The following is a 20,094-nucleotide window of genomic DNA, read 5'->3' as shown; positions in this document are numbered from 1 at the left end:
AAGTTGAATATTATCTGAAGCCACCGGACCTAAATCCACCGCCACCACCGGATGAACCGCCTCTAAAGCCGCCACCGCCTGATGAACCACCAGATCTGAAACCACCACCGGAATTATTATTAAATCCGCCACTGTTTCTAAAACCTCCGGAATCACCGGATCTAAAACCGCCATTGTTGTATCTTGGCTGTTGTGGAGGAGTAGAATTACGGAATCCACCTGAACTTTCATTTCTGAAACCACCATTTGAATTTCCGTTTCTAAATCCGCCGGAGTTTCCATTTCTGAAGCCACCAGAGTTATCATTTCTAAATCCACCGGAATTTCCATTTCTAAACCCACCAGAGTTGTCAGTTCTAAATCCTCCACCAGAACTATTTCTAAATCCGTTATTGGTTCTGGCTGTATTGGTTCTATATACGGCATTATTTATACCTGAATTACGGAATCCATTATCTGTACCGCTTCTTCTGTAAGGTCTGTTATAACCACCCCAGTAGCCACCTCCGTAGCCCCAGTATGGATTACCATAATACCCGCCCCAGAACGGATCATAATATCCGCCCCAATAAGGAGAATATCCCCATGGGCTTCCCCAGCCGATAGAGCCACCCCAGCCCCAACCGAAGGATCCGCCCCAACCCCATGAAAGACCTGCACCCCAGCCCCAGCCACGGTTCCAGCCCCAATATGGATTATATCCTCCATACCAACCCCAAGGAGATCCCCAGGAATTGTCATAGTAATTGGTTTGAGAACCTGCATACATTCCCCAATCAGAGTTTGTAGCATTTCCCCAATTGGCATTTACATCACTCCAATCGTTATATTTATTTTGTTGTTCTCTGGAATTCGTCTGTGCATTTTGAATCACATTAGAATCCTGATAGTAGTCGTAGTAGTCTCCTACTCTGTTTCCGCCACCATTAATGATTACTCCTTCCGGCAGCGTATCCTTATTAGGGTCATAATATACCCCATCCGTCTCGCTATACCCTCCCATCTGAGCACCACAAGACATAAGCAACAATCCACCTGATATTGCTAATATCCCTTTGGATTTTAGCAAACCAAGCAAATTTTTATGTATATTTCTTTTCATGATAACGTAAAAATTTTTAATTTAAATTATATTTGCAATCTGTACCAAAAATGTACCAATACTGATTAAAAAATCTATCAAAAATAGATTTTTATTTTTAGATAACAATAATGTGCAAAAGTTAAAAAAATTTTAAAAGATAATGGCAAAATTAACCTCAAGAAGCGAAGATTACAGCAAATGGTATAACGAGCTGGTTGTAAAAGCTGATTTAGCTGAAAACTCAGGAGTACGTGGATGTATGGTAATCAAACCGTATGGCTATGCAATCTGGGAAAAAATGCGTGATGAAATGGATAAGAAGTTCAAAGAAACAGGTCACGTTAACGCATACTTCCCGCTTTTTGTGCCCAAGAGCTTATTTGAGGCTGAAGAAAAAAATGCAGAAGGTTTTGCAAAAGAATGTGCAGTAGTTACCCACTACAGATTAAAAACCGATCCTGACAATCCTTCAAAACTAATTGTAGACCCGGATGCCAAATTGGAAGAAGAACTAATCGTTCGTCCTACCTCTGAAGCAATTATCTGGAATACATATAAAAACTGGATCCAATCTTATAGAGACCTTCCTATCCTTATCAACCAATGGGCAAACGTTGTACGTTGGGAAATGAGAACCCGTCTTTTCCTTAGAACGGCAGAATTCTTATGGCAGGAAGGGCATACAGCTCACGCTACCAAAGATGAAGCAGTAGAAGAGGCAGAAAAAATGAATAAAGTATATGCAGATTTTGCAGAAAACTTTATGGCAATGCCTGTAATTCAGGGATTGAAAACACCTTCTGAAAGATTTGCAGGAGCAGATGAAACCTATTGTATTGAAGCATTAATGCAGGATGGTAAAGCGCTTCAGGCAGGAACGTCTCACTTCTTAGGACAAAATTTTGCAAAAGCATTTGATGTAAAATTCACTAACAAAGAAGGAAAAATAGAACATGCATGGGCTACATCCTGGGGAACATCTACCCGTTTGATGGGAGCTTTAATTATGACTCACTCTGATGATTTCGGATTGGTATTGCCTCCAACACTGGCTCCTATTCAGGTAGTGATTGTTCCAATCTTTAAAGGAGAAGAACAATTGGCACAAATCAGTGAAGTGGCTTTAGATATTCAGGCTAAATTAAAAGCTAAAGGGATTTCTGTGAAGTTTGATAACGATACTCAGAACAAACCAGGATGGAAATTTGCGGAATATGAATTGAAAGGAGTTCCGGTAAGAATTGCAATGGGACCAAGAGATCTTGAAAACAAATCGGTGGAAATTGCAAGGAGAGACAACCTTACTAAAGAAGTTCGTTCTATTGAAGGTTTAGATACTTATATTGAAGAGTTATTGAAAACCATTCAACAGGATATTTATAACAAAGCATTTGAATTCAGAGAAAATAACATCACCAAAGTAGATACTTACGAAGAATTCAAGAAAGTTCTTGAAGAAAAAGGAGGATTTATCTATGCACACTGGGATGGTACTGCTGAAGAAGAAGAGCAAATTAAGGACGAAACTAAGGCTACTATCAGATGTATTCCTTTAGATGATGATATCCAAGAAGGTATTTCATTGATTTCCGGAAAACCATCTAAGAGACGTGTACTATTCGCAAAAGCGTATTAATAATTTTAACGATTTTAGAAAATTTCGTTAATTTTTCAACAATTATTGAAAAAAAAATGACATTTAGACGGATTTTTGTTTAAATTTATCTCAACATTAATCTAAAAAAATTTATTATGTCTTTAAATGTCATTGATTTAATTAAAGGACAATTAGGTCCCGCTTTGGTTTCGCAGGCTGCTTCGCAGTTTGGAGAAAGTGAATCAGGAATTTCTAAAGCAATTGGTGGCTTGTTACCTGCTGTAGTAGGTGGATTAGCCAATAACGCAGACAACCCTGGCGTTGTGGATGCTATTACGAAAGCCTCTTCAAGCGGAATTTTAGGAAATTTATTAGGTGGATCATCTAATAATCCTATTATTACCACTTTATTATCTTCTCTTTTTGGAGATAAAGTAGGCGGATTAGTGAATTCCATTGCCAGTTTCTCGGGAATCAGCAACAATTCTGCAGGTTCTTTGTTAAACCTGGTTACCGGGGCTACAGTAGGCACAGTAGGAAAATATGCAGCAGACAATAATTTGGGTGCTTCAGGTATTTCCGGTTTACTGAATGATCAGAAAGGCATTATTTCTTCTTTACTGCCGGCAGGTCTTTCTTTGGCTTCTTTTGGATTAGGAGCTGAAAATTGGTTCGGTCAAGCTAAAGAAACAGTTTCTTCAGTAACTTCTACTGCTAAAGATAACATCGCTGAAGGTGTTGCTACAGCCAGAGAAAATGTGAGTGAAGGAGCAAGAGAAATAAGAGAACAGTTTGAAAATAACAATAATAATCAAGGCGGAGGCTCAATCTGGAAATGGTTGCTTCCGCTTTTATTATTAATCGCAGCTGGATATTTCCTTTGGAAACAGTGTGAGAAGAAGCAGACAACTACTACAATGACTTCTACCTCAGACTCAACAGGAACACATACAGATACTGCTTCTGCAACGACATCCACTCCAGCCTCTACAGCTACTCCTGCAGCTAAAACCGATGAAAACATCGACCTTAACGGAGTAATGCTGAAAGGATACAAAGGAGGTATGGAAGATCAGATGATTTCATTCCTGAAATCCGGAGGGTACAAAAATGCAGCAGATGATGCTGTATTGAAAGACAAATGGTACGATTTCGACCATGTTAACTTTAAAATGGGTAGCTCTACTGAATTAGAAACTGGATCACAAGGACAGTTGGAAAACTTAGTAGCTATTCTTAAAGCTTTCCCTGATTCAAAAATCAAAATCGGTGGATACACTGATAAAACAGGAAATGAAGCTTCTAACGTAAAACTATCTCAGGCAAGAGCTGATTTCATCAAGGCTGCTTTAGCAAAAGCAGGAGTTGGTGCTCAGGTACTTGGAGCTGAAGGTTACGGAAGTAAATTTGCTAAAGTAGACGCAAAAGCTTCTGATGCAGAAAGAGCTGCTGACAGAAAAATGTCTGTAAGATTTGCTAAATAATCTTTAGAATCAATAAAAATTGAATCCCGGAAAATGATTTCCGGGATTTTTTATGCTCTGTTTTTTTTGTGTTTACATTTATTTAATTAAATTTGTTAGTCATTTCTAACATTCATGAATTTCAATTTAAAAAGCGCCTGGCGAAAAGATAAAACATCACACTCTTTATCAGAAGTTTATTCTTCTATTAAAGTACCAAAAAATGCCAGTTTTTGGAGAAAATATCTAGCCTTTGCAGGACCCGGGCTAATGATTGCTGTAGGCTATATGGATCCTGGAAACTGGGCTACTGATATTGCCGGAGGGGCTCAATTTGGGTATACCCTCCTTTCCGTAATCCTTATTTCCAATATTTTTGCGGTAGTTTTACAGCATTTATCTGTTAAGTTGGGAGTCGTAGCTGAAAGAGACTTGGCACAAGCCTGTAGAGACCACTTCAGCCCTACCACTAATTTCATTCTCTGGGTATTCTGCGAAATAGCCATTGCCGCCTGTGATCTTGCCGAAGTCATCGGTTCCGCAATTGCTTTAAACCTGTTGTTTCATATTCCTCTCACTTGGGGTATTGTGATTACGACCGTAGATGTATTGGTGATTCTTCTCCTTCAGGCAAAGGGATTCCGATGGATTGAAAGTATTGTAGGTGGACTTATTTTTATAATTCTTGCCTGCTTTGCGTATGAAATTGTTATTTCCAAACCTGCTTTTAATGAAATTCTTGGTGGGTTGGTTCCACAAAAAGAAATTATTCAGAATCCGGCCATGCTTTATATCGCCATTGGTATTTTGGGGGCTACCGTGATGCCACACAATTTGTATCTTCACAGCAGTATTGTACAGACAAGAGATTATACCCGTGATACAGAAGGTAAGAAAGAGGCCATCAAATTTGCAACTTTAGATAGTACAGTATCTTTGATGCTGGCATTTTTTATCAATGCGGCTATTTTAATTCTGGCTGCGGCTACCTTTCATACTACAGGAAATCAGCATGTAGCTGACATTCACGATGCTTATCAGATGCTAACTCCTATTTTAGGAGCATCAATGGCAAGTGTTGCATTTGCGATCGCATTATTGGCTTCCGGACAAAACTCAACCCTTACAGGAACTTTAGCAGGTCAAATCGTGATGGAAGGGTTTTTAAATATTAAATTAAAACCGTGGCTACGAAGACTTATCACGAGGCTTATTGCCGTTATTCCTGCGTTAATTGTTGCGATCCTTTACGGAGAACAGGGAACCACAGAATTATTGGTTTTAAGTCAGGTTATTTTATCTATGCAGCTAAGTTTTGCTGTAGTTCCGCTCGTAATGTTTACCAATGATAAGGCTAAAATGGGTGAATTTGTAAACAAGCCCTTCTTAAAGATTTGTGTATGGATTATTTCCATTATTATCATTGTTTTAAATGTATATCTGTTGTATCAGACGTTTATGGGAGAGCAGTAATTGAGTGCGGGATACGAGATTCCAGCTCAGGGATGTGAGAGTTCAAAGGAGGTAGAGTTTAATGAGCTATAGGCATGTTTTGAGTATTCTCCGGAATACTCATCATGAATAATAAATAATGATGTTATTACGTCTGTAGTTTTGTATCCGTTCAATATAATCACTATCATTTTTCTGCCTTAATGTCCTGTTTTTTCCTTTGGCAGAGTCTTTGTCAAACAATTGAGTAAATAAATATTGAATTATGGAAAATCAGGATATTAACGAAGAAAGCATCAATAATCAGGAAGATAACACGATTCAGAATGAGGCTGCGTCTCAGGACAATGTGACAACTACCCCTTCTGCTGAGGAACTTTTGGCAGAAGAGAAAGACCGTTACATCAGATTATATGCTGAATTCGAAAACTATAAAAAAAGAACTTCTAAGGAGAAAATGGAATTCTTCCAATATGCCAATCAGGATATGATGGTTTCTATGTTGGGCGTTTTAGATGATTTTGAAAGAGCGTTAAAAGAAATCGCTAAAAACGGAAATACATCTGATCTTCAAGGGGTTGAGCTTATCTATCAGAAATTCAAAAATAAACTTACTGAAAAAGGATTAAAAGCGATGGAAGTGAATGCTGGTGACAGCTTCAATGTAGATTTCCATGAGGCTATTACCCAAATTCCTGCTCCATCTGAGGACCTGAAGGGGAAAATCGTAGATGTTATTGAAACAGGATATACTTTGAGTGACAAGGTAATCCGTTTTGCAAAAGTAGTAACAGGAAACTAAAATTCATAAATGATAAATGATGAGTGATAATTGATGAATGTTTCACTTATTAGCTTTACAATATCTTTTATCATTTATCAACAATCAATTATTAAATTGTCATGTCAAAAAGAGATTATTACGAGGTTCTTGAGATCAGCAAATCTGCATCTGCCGACGAAATAAAGAAAGCATACCGTAAAATGGCCATTAAATTCCACCCGGATAAAAATCCAGGAGATAAGGAGGCTGAAGATAAATTTAAAGAAGCTGCTGAGGCTTACGAAGTTCTAAGCGACGATCAGAAACGTGCCAGATATGACCAATTCGGTCACGCCGGAATGGGCGGAAATGGAGGTTTCGGTGGTGGAGGCTTCGGAGGCGGAATGAACATGGAAGATATTTTCAGCCAGTTTGGAGATATTTTCGGTGGTGGTTTCGGAGGATTTGGCGGTGGCGGCGGTGGTCGTCAGCAGGTGAAAGGTTCTAATTTAAGAATCAGAATCAAGCTGAACCTTGAGGAAATGGTAAACGGAACTCACAAAACCATTAAAGTAAAAAAAATGAAGATGGCAGAAGGTGCCACTTCAAAAACCTGTCCTACCTGTAACGGTTCCGGTGTTCAGCTTAAAGTGATGAACACAATGTTTGGTCAAATGCAGACTCAGACTACCTGTAGCACTTGTCAAGGAATCGGAAAAGTTGCTGATAAAATTCCTGCCGGAGCTAATGCCCAGGGTCTTGTAAAAGATGAAGAGGAAATCACGATTAATATTCCTGCAGGAGCAAGAGACGGAATTCAGCTTAATGTAAGAGGAAAAGGAAATGATGCTCCATTTGGTGGAACTCCGGGTGATTTATTAGTAATTATCGAAGAGGAAGTAGATCAAACGATTAAAAGAGAAGGTGACAACCTTCATCAGGAATTGTATGTTTCATTTGCTGAAGCTGCTTTAGGAACGAAAAAAGAAATTCCTACTGTAGGTGGAAAAGTGAAAATCACTGTTGATCCTGGAACTCAATCCGGGAAAATCTTAAGATTAGCAGGAAAAGGTCTTCCAAGCATCGACACTTATGGTAAAGGAGATATGTTTATTCATATCAATGTTTGGACACCACAAAAGCTTACTAAGGAGCAAAAAGACTTCTTTGAAAAGCAGATGTCCAGCGGAGAAATGGTTGCAGAACCATCCGGAAAGGAAAAAACTTTTTTTGATAAAGTAAAAGATTTATTCAATTAATATAAAAAAAGAGGCTGTCTCAAAAGACAGTCTCTTTTTTATTGCAATTTTTTGTGAGGGACTTAGTTTTGTATTTTAATTATTTAGGATTTAGTTTTTTGATGAGTTGTGGATGTATTTTTTTTAAAAAAGAGCAGATTTTACCCTGCAAGCGCTAATTTTCTTAGATTGTGAGCAATAGCAACCAGGCCGATTTCTATTTCGACTTTATTTTGTCCTCTAAGCATAAATCTTTTAAATCCTTTGTTATGTTTGATCTGAGCAAAAACAGGTTCTACATCGTGGCATCTTTGTTTTCTAAGCTTTACTCCACGTTTGGTATTAAGAAGCTTATGAGCCTTATGCCGGAGCTTTGAAAGTTTTGGATTAGAAGGTGAAGAAGTTATGGTTTTAGTTTTCTGGTCTTTATCAAAGTAATTATACTTGATATAGGCTTTGACTTTTCTCTTTTGAAGAAAAATATAATTCTCTTCTGATCCATATCCTGCATCAGTCACTATCTCCTTGGGAGTTTTACGATAAAGATGTTCAAAATTATCAATATGAGGGAGCAGTGTTTTAGTGTCCCCAGGATTAGGATGCAGCGTATAGTTAAGGATAAACTGATTCTCGGTACTGAGCTGAAGATTGTAAGCGGCTTTAAGCTGTCCGTTACCCATATGATCCTCTTTCATACGCATGAAAGAAGCATCAGAATCTGTTTTTGAATAGCTGTTCCTGCCCCGGAGAATTTCCTGCTGTTTCTCATATTTTTCAAGGTTATCCGGCCAGTTTTTTTTTGCATAATTAATCTTCTGACGGACTTTAGGACAGATTTTCTTCTTTCTCAAAGTAGAGTCTATCGTTTCTATAGCAGATTTTATTTTTTCTTTATCCATAGACTTAAAGGTTACCTCAGAAGTATCTTTCATTTCTTCCCCAGCTATTTCCTGAGTGTAATTCCACAAATCTTCAAGCTGGGACTCTATACGTTCTTTATTCTTTTTGATCGCCTTTCCCCATACAAATGTATAACGATTGGCATTGGCTTCTATTTTGGTACCATCGGTAAAAATAGTCTGAAGGCTTACCAGCCCTTCTTTCTCTAAATACACTACAATTTGTGCGAAGATCTCTTTGAGTTCTCCTTTTAATCTTTCACTTCTAAAACGGTTCAAAGTATTATGATCAGGACGATTCATGGCACTGAGCCACATAAAATGAACATTTTCTTTGAGAGCCTGTTCCAGCTTTCTGCTAGAATAAATATTACACAAATAGCCATACACCAATACTTTCAAAAGCATTTTCGGGTGATACACCGATGTGCCCCCTGGTTTATAATTACGGATTAAATTACTGATATCCAGACCGTCTATAACTTCTGAAACAATTCGTACAGGATGATTAGCTTCTATTAACTCCGATAAATTCGGAGGAAATAGAAAATTTTGCTTGGGATTGTAATCTTTAAAGACTACCTTTGAATTACTTAACACACAGCAAATTAATCAATTTGCAAATATTAGGAAAGCAAAAGCTTTCCTTTTTTTATCCACACAAAAAAGACTGCCTCACTTTTGAGACAGCCTCTTCTTTTTTGCTCTTTTATTTTTTTATTTTTGATCCTCAATTGGATTTATTCAAAATACTATCAGAAACAAATGGATACAAGAACAATATTCTTAAATGCCTGCAATGAAATTGCCACTCAACTCAATGGTTTCAAAACACTTGAAAAAGGGCAAAGGCTTAAAAAAGTTTCCCTTGATAAAGACATCTATTTTGAGATTTATTTTCAGTCCAGTTTTAGGAATGATTCTTCATCCGTTCAGTTCCTTCCACATATTGCTATCTATTCTAAAATTTTAAAGAAATGGCAGACAGAACAAACTAAAAATGAATATTCTCAGGGATTAATTTTTGGAAATCAGATGGGTTATTTAACTCCGTATAATAATTGGAAACAATGGAATTTAGCAGGGTTATCTTATGAAAAATCAATTATTGAAATCACAGAAAATATAGAAAAATACATCCTCCCAATTTTCAAAATTTTTAATTCTAAGGAAATTGCTGTCGAATTTCTAAAAAACAATGGAACAAAGTTTAATCAATGGTCAGAGAATTCTATTTCTCCTTTAGACTTCCTTTTATGTTTTTCTGAAAAAGATACTGCTGAAGTTTTTCTAAATAATTTTGTAAACAATTGCCCTTATAAAGGGAATATTCTTAAACTTTACGAGAAACTAAAAACAGAAAATGAAATTGATCTCAATTCTTCTGAATTTCACGGAGCTAATACAATTAAATTAGCCTTTGTAAATGGGTTGAAAATAAAATAAGCTTACAATAAATTAACCCAAGTCAATAAAAATATTCTTATCAACTATTTTTCAATCATCTGTATGATAAAAAATAATATTTTGAAAATGATAAGAAAAACAGCAACTCCTATTCTGAAAAACATGTTCACCAATACATAACTTAATAAAGAATAAGAATCTCCTGCAGTACACATTACAAAAAATCCTGTACTCTCACGAATACAGGATTTTTTTGGTTATTTAATTATAATTCTGTTTTATTTTTTTGTCGCTAAAGAATAGATTCCTTTTCCTAAAGTAAATACGGCAACCGCTATCAATCCACCAACAACACCAAGCGTAAGCTCTTTCAAAACATCTGGCCAAGTTGGAAATATCCCATGGAAAAATTCAACCCTATGCAGAAAAATTCCACCAGCAACCATTATCAAAGCAATTGTTCCTACAACTCCTAATATTTTAATAACAATAGGTAAAGCCTTCACTAATAGATGTCCAAGCCTCCCGAAAACCCCTTTATCGTTACTTTTCTTTATTAATTTAAACCCTGCATCATCCATTCTTACGATCAAAGCTACAATTCCATAAACTCCAACAGTAGCGATAAATGCAACCAAGCTCGTTACTAAAATCTGAGTAATGAAAGGATGGCTTTCTTCCAATACGGTTCCTAAAGCAATAATAACGATCTCGATTGATAAAATAAAATCAGTTGTAATTGCCGATTTCACTTTCTCTTTTTCAATTTCTTCAGAACTTTTTTCGTCTTCTTCAATTTCCTCTATAACTTCATGGCCCTTTTTGTCACGGTGAAAAAGAAATTCTATTATTTTTTCAACGCCTTCAAAGGCCAGATAGAATCCTCCAAGGATCAATACATAATTAATAGCCGGAGCATATAACCAATTAAGTAAAAAAACGATAGGAAGAATAATCAGTTTATTGATAAATGATCCTTTGGTAATGGCCCACAGAACCGGAATTTCCCTTGAAGAAAGAAAGCCAGTGGCTTTTTCTGCATTTACAGCAAGGTCATCTCCTAAAATCCCTGCTGTCTTTTGGGTAGCAATCTTACTGGTAACTGCTACATCATCCATCAATGCTGCAATATCATCCAAAATTGCAAAAAAGCCTGATGCCATATTTTAATAATTTTTTAATCTTTGTTAAGTTCAGCAAAAATAAATATTTAATTCCGTTTTTAGATTCATAATCTAACAATAATTTTGAAAATTATAAGAATGATTAGGCAATGCTCAGCTTTCAATATTTTATATCTTTGCTTAAAACCTATAGAATGGATGAAAACTGGGAACAATAAGCAATGAAGAGTTTATTCACCAAATTAGAAATCATGTAGAATTACTAACGAATTCCCAAGCTATTGCTGATTTTGAAAAAGCCTGTGCTTTTGATTCAACGGGACATGAAAAGGAAGCGGAACCTTTGTACAGATCTGCATTAGATCAGGGACTAACCGGTTTAAGAAGGAGAAGAGCAAGAATTCAGCTGGCAAGTACCTTAAGAAATAATGGAAAGATAGAAGAAAGTATTTATATTTTAAGGGAAGAAAAAGCTAATTATTCCGATGAACTGAATGATGCGGTAGACTCTTTTTTAGCACTGTCCCTGTCTTCAGCAGGAGAATACAGAGAAGCTCTATCATTAGCCTTAAAAGCTATCTCCAAACATTTACCCAGATACAATAATTCTCTGAATCGATATGCTGAAAACCTATAACCTCTTAAAGCATGATCAAAATAAATACTGATTTTGAGCAAAGTCTCACTTCTCATTTTACAAATATCGATCCGGATGATCTAAAAATAATCGCCTCTTTTTTTAAACCGGAAATTATTAAAAAGAATGATTTTTTCCTGAAATCAGGAAAGAAAAGTACAAAACTAAGTTTTATCAAATCAGGGCTTTTAAGGATCTTTTGTGAAACTGAAAAGAAAGAAATTACACAATGGGTTTCAACCCAGGGGTATTTTATAACAGATCTCTCTAGTTTTATGTCTGATATTCCTGCCAGATGGGATATCCAAGCTCTTACAGACACCGAACTATATACCATCCATAGGGATGATTATGAAAAACTACAAAACAGGATTCCCCGATGGTATGTCTTAGAAAAAGCATTTATTATTCATTGTTTCGCTACAATGGAAACGAGGATTCATAATCATTTATCAATGACGGCCGAAGAAAGATACATATACTTTTTTAAAGAAAACCCTCAATTATTCAACCAGATTCCTTTGCAGTATATTGCATCCATGCTTGGCATGACTTCTGAGACTTTCAGTAGAATTAGAAATAAAATAGCCACAGGAAATTCTTGATTTTTGTCAAGTGGATTTCTATTCTTCTCCCTGAACTTTGCTCATATAAAATCATTTATCATGTCAAAGAAAATCGAAACAGAAATAGCCATTCATGCCACCCCTGAAAAAATATGGAAAATATTATCAAACTTTCAAAATTATCCAACCTGGAATCCTTTTATTACTGAGATTCGGGGATCGGTAGAAGAAGGCAGCCAAATACAGGTTACGATCAAACCAAAAGAAGGAAAAGGCATGGTCTTCAAGCCTGTAGTCTTATCGAAAAAAGAGAATAAAGAACTGAAATGGTTAGGAAAATTATTATTTAAAGGGATATTTGATGGTGAACATCACTTTGAATTGATTGACAATAAAAATGGGACAACTCAATTTATCCAATCAGAACAATTTTCTGGTCTCCTTGTTCCGTTTTTTAATTTTGACAATACAACAATCGGCTTCAATCTCATGAATCAGAAATTAAAAGAATTAGCTGAAAAAAGCTGAACGGAAAACGTTTGCAACTGTATATAAATCACTATCTTTTTCTTACATTTGATACATGAAAAAGCTCATTCTCAGGTATCATTTTTTCGTTATGGGAGGTATCAGTTTCCTTTTGCAGTCCTGTAATACGAAATTCAGAGTTTGGGTAGGTCCTGATGGTCAGCAGAAAATCTATAACTTAAAATACGGGGATCATAAAAGACAAAAAATGGATGTTTTCCTGCCCAAAGATTACGCCGAAAACTCACCTGTGGTTCTTATTGTGCATGGTGGGGCCTGGACACTGGGGAAAAAGGAACACATGATTCAGATCCAGAAAATGCTTTTTCAAAATAAGATCCCAAGCATCAACATGAATTACCGATTGGTTTCTCAAAAGAAAAAAATCACGTATAAACAACAGCTTGAGGATATAGGTGCTGTGCTTGAAAAGTTTAATTCTTTATCAGAAAAAGCAGAACTTCAGCCCAACAATTATGTTATTCTTGGAGAAAGTGCCGGCGGACATCTGGCTTTACTATATGGCTACCAGCATCCGGAGCAGATTAAAAAGATCATTTCTTTAAGTGGTCCTACCGATTTTTACAGCCCCGAGTATCTGAATTCTTTTTATTCTAAATATACCTCTCCTACTATTCAAAAGGTTGTAGGAACTAAATTTGACCGCAAAAATCTTTCAGAAGCCTTTAAGGAAGCCAGCCCAATTGCCAATATTACCCATGTGCCTACTCTATTATTTCAGGGAAATCATGATTTTCTGGTCAACCAGCATCAAGGGATAGCCATGGATTCAGCGCTTACCCTTATGAATATTCCCCACAAATTTGTCTTTATGGAGAAAACAGGTCATGCACCAAGATTCTTCAGCAAAAGAAAAAGAGACAGTATTATCTATCCGAATATTCTGGATTGGATTAGCAAATAATCTATTTATTCCTATAAAACTAAATTTATATAAAAGTTTCTAGCCGCGAATACACCAATAAAAAGATTCGTGTATTCATGGCTAATAAAAAAGGCTATCTCAAGAGGAGACAGCCTTTATATATTTTAGCGGATTTGAATTCTATTCAAAATCTTTGTTTTCGTATTTAGAAAAGTCTTCTTTTTTTCCGAACATAAACTTAATAATCACTGGCAGTGTTGTTACCAATACAATGACAATGATAATGTATTCTAACTTTTCTTTCAGATTAATATTAAACTGCTCCATGAAAAGTTTATCAAGGTAATGTCCCGCAAAGATCAAAATAAATGACCATAGAACTGCTCCAATAACGTTATCTCTTAGGAATTCTTTTTTATCCATCTTCACAATCCCTGCAACAATTGGAGTAAAGGTTCTCACAACAGGTAAGAATCTTGCCATAATGATTGCCAGCGCACCGTGTTTTTCAAAGAAATCATGTGCCTGATAAAGATATTTCTTCTTGAAAAGCATTGAATCCGGTCTTTTGTACAAAGCAGGACCTGTTTTTCTTCCAAAATAATATCCTACTTCATTTCCTATAATGGCAGCCAGTGCTACTCCGGAGGCAAGGATCGTTGTATCTAAGAAATCACTTCCTGTGGATCCAAACGTCTCTTTGATGATTTCAACGGCATAAATTCCCGAAACGAATAATAGTGAATCTCCGGGTAGGAAAAACCCTACAAAAAGACCTGTTTCAGCAAACACAATAAATAAAATAAGCCAAAACCCTCCCATTTTAATATAAAACTCCGGGTTTAATAAATCCTTCCAGCTATTGAAATCTTCCATATATATCGATGAACAACAAAAGTAAGTCTAAAATGTCTGAAACAAAAATTAATTATAAGATTTTAACTAAAATTTCAAATAATATTTATAGGTCGAGATCATCATCGGAAACTGCGGTACCATCGGCCATCAGGAATGCTTTAAGGAAAGGAGTCAGATTTCCGTTCATTACAGCATCCACATCCGAGGTCTCATGGCCTGAGCGTACATCTTTTACCAATTTGTAAGGGTGCATCACGTAGTTTCTGATCTGGCTTCCCCACTCGATTTTCATTTTGTTGGCTTCAATCTCATTTCTGGCCTTCATACGTTCTTCCAATTCCATTTCATATAATCTGGAACGTAAGAGCTGCATTGCTTTTTCTTTGTTCTGAAGCTGAGAACGGGATTCTGAATTTTCTATGATAATTCCGGTAGGTGCGTGACGAAGACGTACTGCTGTTTCTACCTTGTTTACATTCTGCCCTCCGGCTCCGGAAGACCTCATCGTTTCAAAGGATATATCAGCAGGGTTAATATTAATTTCGATCGTATCATCTACTAAAGGATAAACATACACGGAAACAAAGCTGGTATGACGTTTTGCATTCGAATCAAAAGGTGAAATTCTTACCAATCTGTGAACTCCGTTTTCACCTCTTAAATATCCAAAGGCAAATTCACCTTCTATCTCAAGGGTAACAGTTTTAACGCCGGCTACATCTCCTTCCTGAAAGTTCAGTTCACGAATCTTATAGCCCTGTTTTTCTGCCCACATGGTGTACATTCTCATCAACATGGATGCCCAGTCACAACTTTCTGTTCCTCCGGCTCCGGCAGTGATCTGAAGAACTGCAGACAACTCATCCCCTTCATTGGAAAGCATATTCTTGAATTCAAGGTCTTCTATTTTTTCTACCAGCTGCGGGAATGTTTCATCCAGTTCTTTTTCGGAATCGGGATCTTCTTTAGCAAAGTCAACCAATACCTGCAGGTCTTCAAATTGGGTGTGAATTTCATCATAGCTTTCCACCCATTTTTTCTTGGAACGAAGCTGTTTCAGGAAAGCTTCTGCAGTCTTAGGGTTATCCCAAAACTCAGGAGCCGCTGTCTTTTCATCATCATTGGCAATTTCGATCTTCTTTTTTTCAATCTGTAAATATCTGTGTAAGTCTTCAATTCTGGATTGAGCTTCTTTTATCTGGTCGTTGTTTATCACGATTTTTTCTTTTTGCAAAAATAAGGGATTTCTTTTAGAGTGGAAAGCTCTTTTTCTAGGATAGAAATGGGATACAAGGTTTCAGGATGCAAGGTTTCGGTATACGAAATACGGCTTAGCAGGATTGAAATTATAGATACAAGTACAAAATTTGAATTAGGAGATATTAATTGTTAACTTATTTTTCTATCCTCTCCTCATCTATTATCTCTTTGTTTCTTCTATTTTATTCTTTAGTTATTTCTGCTTCAAAAATTTTTTTCAGATATTCTTTTGATTTTTTGCTTTCTATTTTGAAGCATATCATAGTTAGCCCATACACAAATAACAGCATTATTAGGGGAATAAAAAATTCAACGGTTATTTCTTTGTCTCTTATTCCTTTCATCAATACAATAACAAATGAAAAGGTCGCCATTAAACACCATGCTATTGTAAAGAGAAATACAAATCCATTCAAGCTCATAGTCACCTGAATTTCTGTTCCATAATTATTGTTTTGAATGGTTCCGTATATCTGAGGCAAAAATGAATTTCTGTAATTGATGACTCTGCTGATATCAAAACCGTCAGTATCCACAGAACCTTCATAATCTTTGATAGGGTTTCTTCCAAAGCTGAATTTTTTCGGTTCAACAACATCTGAAAGACTTTTTATTATTTCCTGTTGGGATAAATCTGTCCTGTAAGTAATACGTTCAAAAGGTAAATATTTCATTGTATTTAAATCATAATGGTAATCATCTCACCAACTTTAGGGGCCAATGCCACTCCCATTCCGGAAAGTCGTACAGCACAAAGCTGTCTTTCTGAAAGTCTTTTTACAATTGGTGTTTTTTCATTTCCCATCGCCATAATTCCCGACCAGCGTAGCGCAATCTTAAATTCCTGATTGGGCAGAATAACTTCCTGTAGGAAATTTTCTAAGTGATGTTGCAGAAACTCTGTGGTTTCAAAAGCTGTAGTTTCTTCAGTTTTAAAATCCTGATTTCTTCCACCGCCTAGCAATACACGGTTTCCTAGGTTTCTAAAATAATAAAAACCCTCATCATAATGGAAAGTTCCTTTCAATTTTAAATTTTCTATAGGTTCCGTAAGGAGAATCTGACCTCTGGCAGGAATTATATTTTCATTCTCCATGAATTTTGAACTGAATGCATTGGTGCAATAGATTAACTGATCGGTTTTTACAGAAGTTCCCTCTGAAAAGTAGATATTCACCTTATCAGAGGTTTCTTCTATATTTTTCACTTCAGTTCCCAACAAAAACTCAACCTTCAACTCGTAGCATTTCTCCATAAGCTTTTGCAACAGTTTTCCGGAATGCAGGCTTCCTTCACATGGATTCTCAATTAGAAACTGAGATTTACCCAGCCCAAATTCTTTTATTTTATTCTGTTGCAGAGAATAGGTTTCTTCAAGTCCGGTAATGGATTTCAGCTTTTCATTCACTTCCTTTATGTGCAGCAAGGGTTCATTATTATTCAGAATTTCGTAACCGCCGATGAGTTCAAAATCTATTTCATCGTTTTTAAAATACTGTTTGATCTTTTGAAGCCCTTCGAATCTCATTTTAACAAGATCCAATGTTTTTTCCCAACCCATTTTCCGGGAATCAGCAATGACCTCTGTAAGGCTTCCAAAGCAGGCAAAGCCGGCATTTCGGGTGGAAGCCCCTAATGGAACAGCATTTCTTTCAATAATCAATACGGATTTCTCAGGAAACTTCTCCTTAATGGAAATAGCCGTCCAAAGCCCGGAGAATCCGGCTCCAATGATGATGATATCTCTTTTACGGTAAAAGGTTTCCTGTTCCCAGACGCTGACCATGAGTAATGAGTAATTAATGATGAATAATTATGATAATGGAAGACATAAAACGAAAAGCTAATAGACAGATAGATGATAGACAAAGGGGTTGAAAAAGGAAATTATTGGATGATTACAGTTTTAACTCCTGATATTCCAACATTTCATAACTCGTACCCCGAATCTCATATCCCGCCTATTCTTCCTTCTCTCCATTGTGGTGAAACCCGATTGCACGTCTGGGTTCTTCCACTACTTTATAGGTTTCAAGTTCATTTTTTAAGGCCTGAATTCTGAAACGGAATTCGTCAAAATTATTAATGATGACATCTGCCAAAAATTGGGCTACCTGATCAAGGTATTCTTCAGTGAGCTTTGCAGCAGCATCTCTTAACGCCCCATTGATAAGTTTCTGATCGATTTTAAGCTTTTCGTTTCTGGTTCTCTGATAAAGGTCTTTAATTCGTTTCTTTAAACTTTGAGTAAAATCAATCAGCATGGTATTGCTAAAGGCTTTCATTCTTGAAGCAGCATCATGCCAGAAAGGAACTTTATCTGCTTTATTATTTTTAAGGATCCTATATAACAAGGAATCTTCTTCAAGCCCTCTCGTCATAGCGTATAAAATAATCTCTGAACGCTCTGACGCATTAGGCGGAAATATGGGAATCATCACATCAAACCTTCCGGGAGCCAAAATTTCTTCATTAATTTCTGCTACAGAGTTCGCAGAACCAACCATCAGCACTCCTTCTTTTTCAAATTTCCCGATATAGTGGAGAATAAGTTCCTGAGCTTCCAGATTACAGGATGCAATATCATTATCAGCTTTCCTTTGCATCATAATTTCATCAAAATCATCAAGGAAAAGCAGCATTTTATTTTCTTTCATCATGGTTAAAAGAAAATCACTGAAATTGATCTGATTTCCGTCAATCAATGATGTTCCCAGATAATGTTTTTTCACTTCTTTGAACTGATAGCCTATGATTTCAGCAATTTTATTGGCCCAGAAAATCTTACCGCTTCCCGGAGGTCCATATAAAATAATTCCGGCTGGTTTATTGATTCCCCAGTCTTTAATCTGTTGAGGATTTAAAAATGGTTCAAGAACCGCTGATGTATAAAAAAACAGATCTCTGTAGCCTATAAAATCTCTTTGCTGGAGGCTGGTTTTGTGCCCGAAATAGTCGTATACAAATTGATAATTCCCCCCCAGCTTGTTATCGATTCCATAACTGGAAATGGAAGATTTGAAAAAACCATTATCAAAAATATTAAGATTATTGTCTTTGATTGCTTTTTCTACTTTATCCTTTGGCTGGTTGATGACTTCAGCAATCTGTTCCAATGTTTTATTCTTGTCCAGATCTTTTTCATACAGCCTTAAGAAATCTATATTTTCGCGGGCAAATTTTTCAAAATCATCTTTTACTTCAAAGTTGGTACTGATGCAGTCTACCAATTCCAGATCAAAATCCTGTATAAACTGTTTTATCGCTTCTGCAGAAACGTTCAGTTTTTCTGCAAGTTCAATTAGCTTCATAAGTGTTGATTAATTCTATCAAATTTAATGTATTTACCAATAAATTGATATTGATTTATGATAATTCTGTAACATCATCTAATTTATATAGACTACTACTATGTAAAACAAATTACATGGAAAAGATTTTATCAGTAAAAAATTTGACGAAAAAATTCAAAAGAGTTGTGGTCAACAATATTTCTTTTGATGTCGAAAGAGGAAATGTTTATGGGCTATTGGGACCCAATGGAAGCGGAAAATCTACAACGTTTGGGATGCTGCTTTCAACAATCAACCCTACCAGCGGAGATTGGTTTTGGTTTGGTAAAAAAGGAACTGATCCGGAAACTTTGAAAAAGATTGGAGCGATTATTGAGCAGCCCAACTTTTATCCTTATTTAAGTGCGGAAACCAACCTTAAGATTGTAGCCGAAATTAAAAGAGCCCCTTATTCCAGAATTGACGAAGTTCTGAAAACCGTTAATCTGTATGAAAGGAGAAAAGATACTTTCAATACCTTTTCTCTGGGAATGAAACAGCGTCTAGCCATTGCTTCAGCGATGTTGAATAATCCTGAAGTCATGATATTAGATGAACCGACCAACGGATTGGATCCTGAAGGAATTATTCAGATCAGAGAAATCATTAGCGATATTGCCAAACAGGGAATCACAATTATCATTGCAAGCCATCTTCTCGATGAAATTGAAAAAATATGCAGCCATGTTATTGTGTTGAAAGAAGGAAATTCTATTTATTGCGGACGAGTGGATGAAATGACTTCCAACAACAGATACTTTGAACTGAAAGCCGACGATAACACATTACTTTTGAATGCGTTGAATGAGCTTCAATGGTTCTCCTCCATCAATCAGGAAGGAGACCTTATCAAGGCTCAGATCCGTGATGATGCTTCAATTTCAGCTTCGGCAATGAATCAGAAACTGGCTGAGAAAGGGATTTACCTTTCCCATTTGACCAAGAAAAAACTGTCTCTTGAATCTCAATTCCTTGAACTTGTAAAAAACACCAATTAGTC

General features: G+C 36.3%; 19 protein-coding genes. 11 read left to right on the top strand and 8 right to left on the bottom strand.

Annotated features, from left to right (window positions below):
* Nucleotides 1-10: 10 nt before the first annotated feature.
* The gene (locus tag CHSO_RS26500; protein WP_045494772.1) at nucleotides 11-1,102 is read right to left on the bottom strand and encodes a hypothetical protein; all 1,092 of its coding nucleotides are present in this window, start codon (nucleotides 1,100-1,102) and stop codon (nucleotides 11-13) included.
* Nucleotides 1,103-1,244: 142 nt separating this feature from the next.
* Between CHSO_RS26500 and proS the strand changes: the two genes are divergently transcribed.
* The 5 genes from proS (at nucleotide 1,245) to dnaJ (ending at nucleotide 7,618) form a co-directional block, all read left to right on the top strand.
* A complete protein-coding gene (gene proS, locus CHSO_RS08220) occupies nucleotides 1,245-2,720 on the top strand; it encodes a proline--tRNA ligase (RefSeq protein WP_045494769.1) in 1,476 nt (491 codons plus the stop codon).
* A gap of 116 nt (nucleotides 2,721-2,836) precedes the next feature.
* Nucleotides 2,837-4,165 carry an OmpA family protein gene (locus CHSO_RS08215; RefSeq protein WP_045494766.1) on the top strand — a complete coding sequence of 443 codons (1,329 nt, stop codon included), beginning with the start codon at nucleotides 2,837-2,839 and terminating at the stop codon, nucleotides 4,163-4,165.
* A 114-nt stretch (nucleotides 4,166-4,279) separates the two neighbouring features.
* The gene (locus CHSO_RS08210) at nucleotides 4,280-5,617 is read left to right on the top strand and encodes an Nramp family divalent metal transporter (RefSeq protein WP_045494763.1); all 1,338 of its coding nucleotides are present in this window, start codon (nucleotides 4,280-4,282) and stop codon (nucleotides 5,615-5,617) included.
* Nucleotides 5,618-5,861: 244 nt separating this feature from the next.
* Nucleotides 5,862-6,398, top strand: coding sequence for a nucleotide exchange factor GrpE (locus CHSO_RS08205; protein ID WP_045494760.1), 537 nt, complete (start codon nucleotides 5,862-5,864; stop codon nucleotides 6,396-6,398).
* Between the two features lie 101 nt (nucleotides 6,399-6,499).
* A complete protein-coding gene (gene dnaJ, locus CHSO_RS08200) occupies nucleotides 6,500-7,618 on the top strand; it encodes a molecular chaperone DnaJ (RefSeq protein WP_045494757.1) in 1,119 nt (372 codons plus the stop codon).
* Nucleotides 7,619-7,758: 140 nt separating this feature from the next.
* On the opposite strand, the gene CHSO_RS08195 is transcribed toward dnaJ, so the two are convergent.
* Nucleotides 7,759-9,096, bottom strand: a complete 1,338-nt coding sequence (locus CHSO_RS08195) for an IS1182 family transposase (protein WP_045494754.1) — start codon at nucleotides 9,094-9,096, stop codon at nucleotides 7,759-7,761.
* A 165-nt stretch (nucleotides 9,097-9,261) separates the two neighbouring features.
* On the opposite strand from CHSO_RS08195, the gene CHSO_RS08190 reads away from it, so the two are divergent.
* Nucleotides 9,262-9,942, top strand: a complete 681-nt coding sequence (locus CHSO_RS08190) for a DUF4304 domain-containing protein (protein WP_144428878.1) — start codon at nucleotides 9,262-9,264, stop codon at nucleotides 9,940-9,942.
* A 239-nt stretch (nucleotides 9,943-10,181) separates the two neighbouring features.
* On the opposite strand, the gene CHSO_RS08185 is transcribed toward CHSO_RS08190, so the two are convergent.
* A complete protein-coding gene (locus CHSO_RS08185) occupies nucleotides 10,182-11,066 on the bottom strand; it encodes a DUF808 family protein (protein WP_045494748.1) in 885 nt (294 codons plus the stop codon).
* A 166-nt stretch (nucleotides 11,067-11,232) separates the two neighbouring features.
* On the opposite strand from CHSO_RS08185, the gene CHSO_RS08180 reads away from it, so the two are divergent.
* Genes CHSO_RS08180 through CHSO_RS08165 form a run of 4 tightly spaced genes read left to right on the top strand, consistent with a single transcriptional unit; the run spans nucleotide 11,233 to nucleotide 13,683 of the window.
* Nucleotides 11,233-11,664 carry a tetratricopeptide repeat protein gene (locus CHSO_RS08180; RefSeq protein WP_045494746.1) on the top strand — a complete coding sequence of 144 codons (432 nt, stop codon included), beginning with the start codon at nucleotides 11,233-11,235 and terminating at the stop codon, nucleotides 11,662-11,664.
* An 11-nt stretch (nucleotides 11,665-11,675) separates the two neighbouring features.
* On the top strand, nucleotides 11,676-12,269 hold the full coding sequence (locus CHSO_RS08175; protein WP_084220949.1) for a Crp/Fnr family transcriptional regulator: 594 nt from the start codon (nucleotides 11,676-11,678) through the stop codon (nucleotides 12,267-12,269).
* A 60-nt stretch (nucleotides 12,270-12,329) separates the two neighbouring features.
* A complete protein-coding gene (locus tag CHSO_RS08170) occupies nucleotides 12,330-12,758 on the top strand; it encodes an SRPBCC domain-containing protein (protein WP_045494743.1) in 429 nt (142 codons plus the stop codon).
* 55 nt (nucleotides 12,759-12,813) lie between these two features.
* A complete protein-coding gene (locus CHSO_RS08165; RefSeq protein ID WP_045494740.1) occupies nucleotides 12,814-13,683 on the top strand; it encodes an alpha/beta hydrolase in 870 nt (289 codons plus the stop codon).
* 141 nt (nucleotides 13,684-13,824) lie between these two features.
* Here CHSO_RS08165 and CHSO_RS08160 read toward each other — a convergent pair whose 3' ends face one another.
* From CHSO_RS08160 to CHSO_RS08140, 5 genes are all read right to left on the bottom strand, one after another.
* Nucleotides 13,825-14,520: a DedA family protein gene (locus CHSO_RS08160; protein ID WP_045494736.1), complete on the bottom strand. Its 696-nt coding sequence runs from the start codon at nucleotides 14,518-14,520 to the stop codon at nucleotides 13,825-13,827.
* An 85-nt stretch (nucleotides 14,521-14,605) separates the two neighbouring features.
* The gene (gene prfB, locus CHSO_RS08155; RefSeq protein ID WP_045494733.1) at nucleotides 14,606-15,718 is read right to left on the bottom strand and encodes a peptide chain release factor 2; all 1,113 of its coding nucleotides are present in this window, start codon (nucleotides 15,716-15,718) and stop codon (nucleotides 14,606-14,608) included.
* Nucleotides 15,719-15,944: 226 nt separating this feature from the next.
* Complete coding sequence (locus CHSO_RS08150) at nucleotides 15,945-16,436, bottom strand: hypothetical protein (RefSeq protein ID WP_045494730.1); 492 nt, start codon at nucleotides 16,434-16,436, stop codon at nucleotides 15,945-15,947.
* Between the two features lie 5 nt (nucleotides 16,437-16,441).
* Nucleotides 16,442-17,548, bottom strand: coding sequence for an NAD(P)/FAD-dependent oxidoreductase (locus CHSO_RS08145; protein WP_045494718.1), 1,107 nt, complete (start codon nucleotides 17,546-17,548; stop codon nucleotides 16,442-16,444).
* A gap of 175 nt (nucleotides 17,549-17,723) precedes the next feature.
* Nucleotides 17,724-19,073 (bottom strand): AAA family ATPase, encoded by a 1,350-nt coding sequence (locus CHSO_RS08140; RefSeq protein WP_045494715.1) that lies wholly within the window; start codon nucleotides 19,071-19,073, stop codon nucleotides 17,724-17,726.
* A 116-nt stretch (nucleotides 19,074-19,189) separates the two neighbouring features.
* Between CHSO_RS08140 and CHSO_RS08135 the strand changes: the two genes are divergently transcribed.
* A complete protein-coding gene (locus tag CHSO_RS08135) occupies nucleotides 19,190-20,092 on the top strand; it encodes an ABC transporter ATP-binding protein (protein WP_045494712.1) in 903 nt (300 codons plus the stop codon).
* Nucleotides 20,093-20,094: the final 2 nt, after the last annotated feature.

Source organism: Chryseobacterium sp. StRB126, from assembly GCF_000829375.1.
Lineage (GTDB): Bacteria > Bacteroidota > Bacteroidia > Flavobacteriales > Weeksellaceae > Chryseobacterium.
This window is presented reverse-complemented; position numbering and strand designations above follow the sequence as displayed.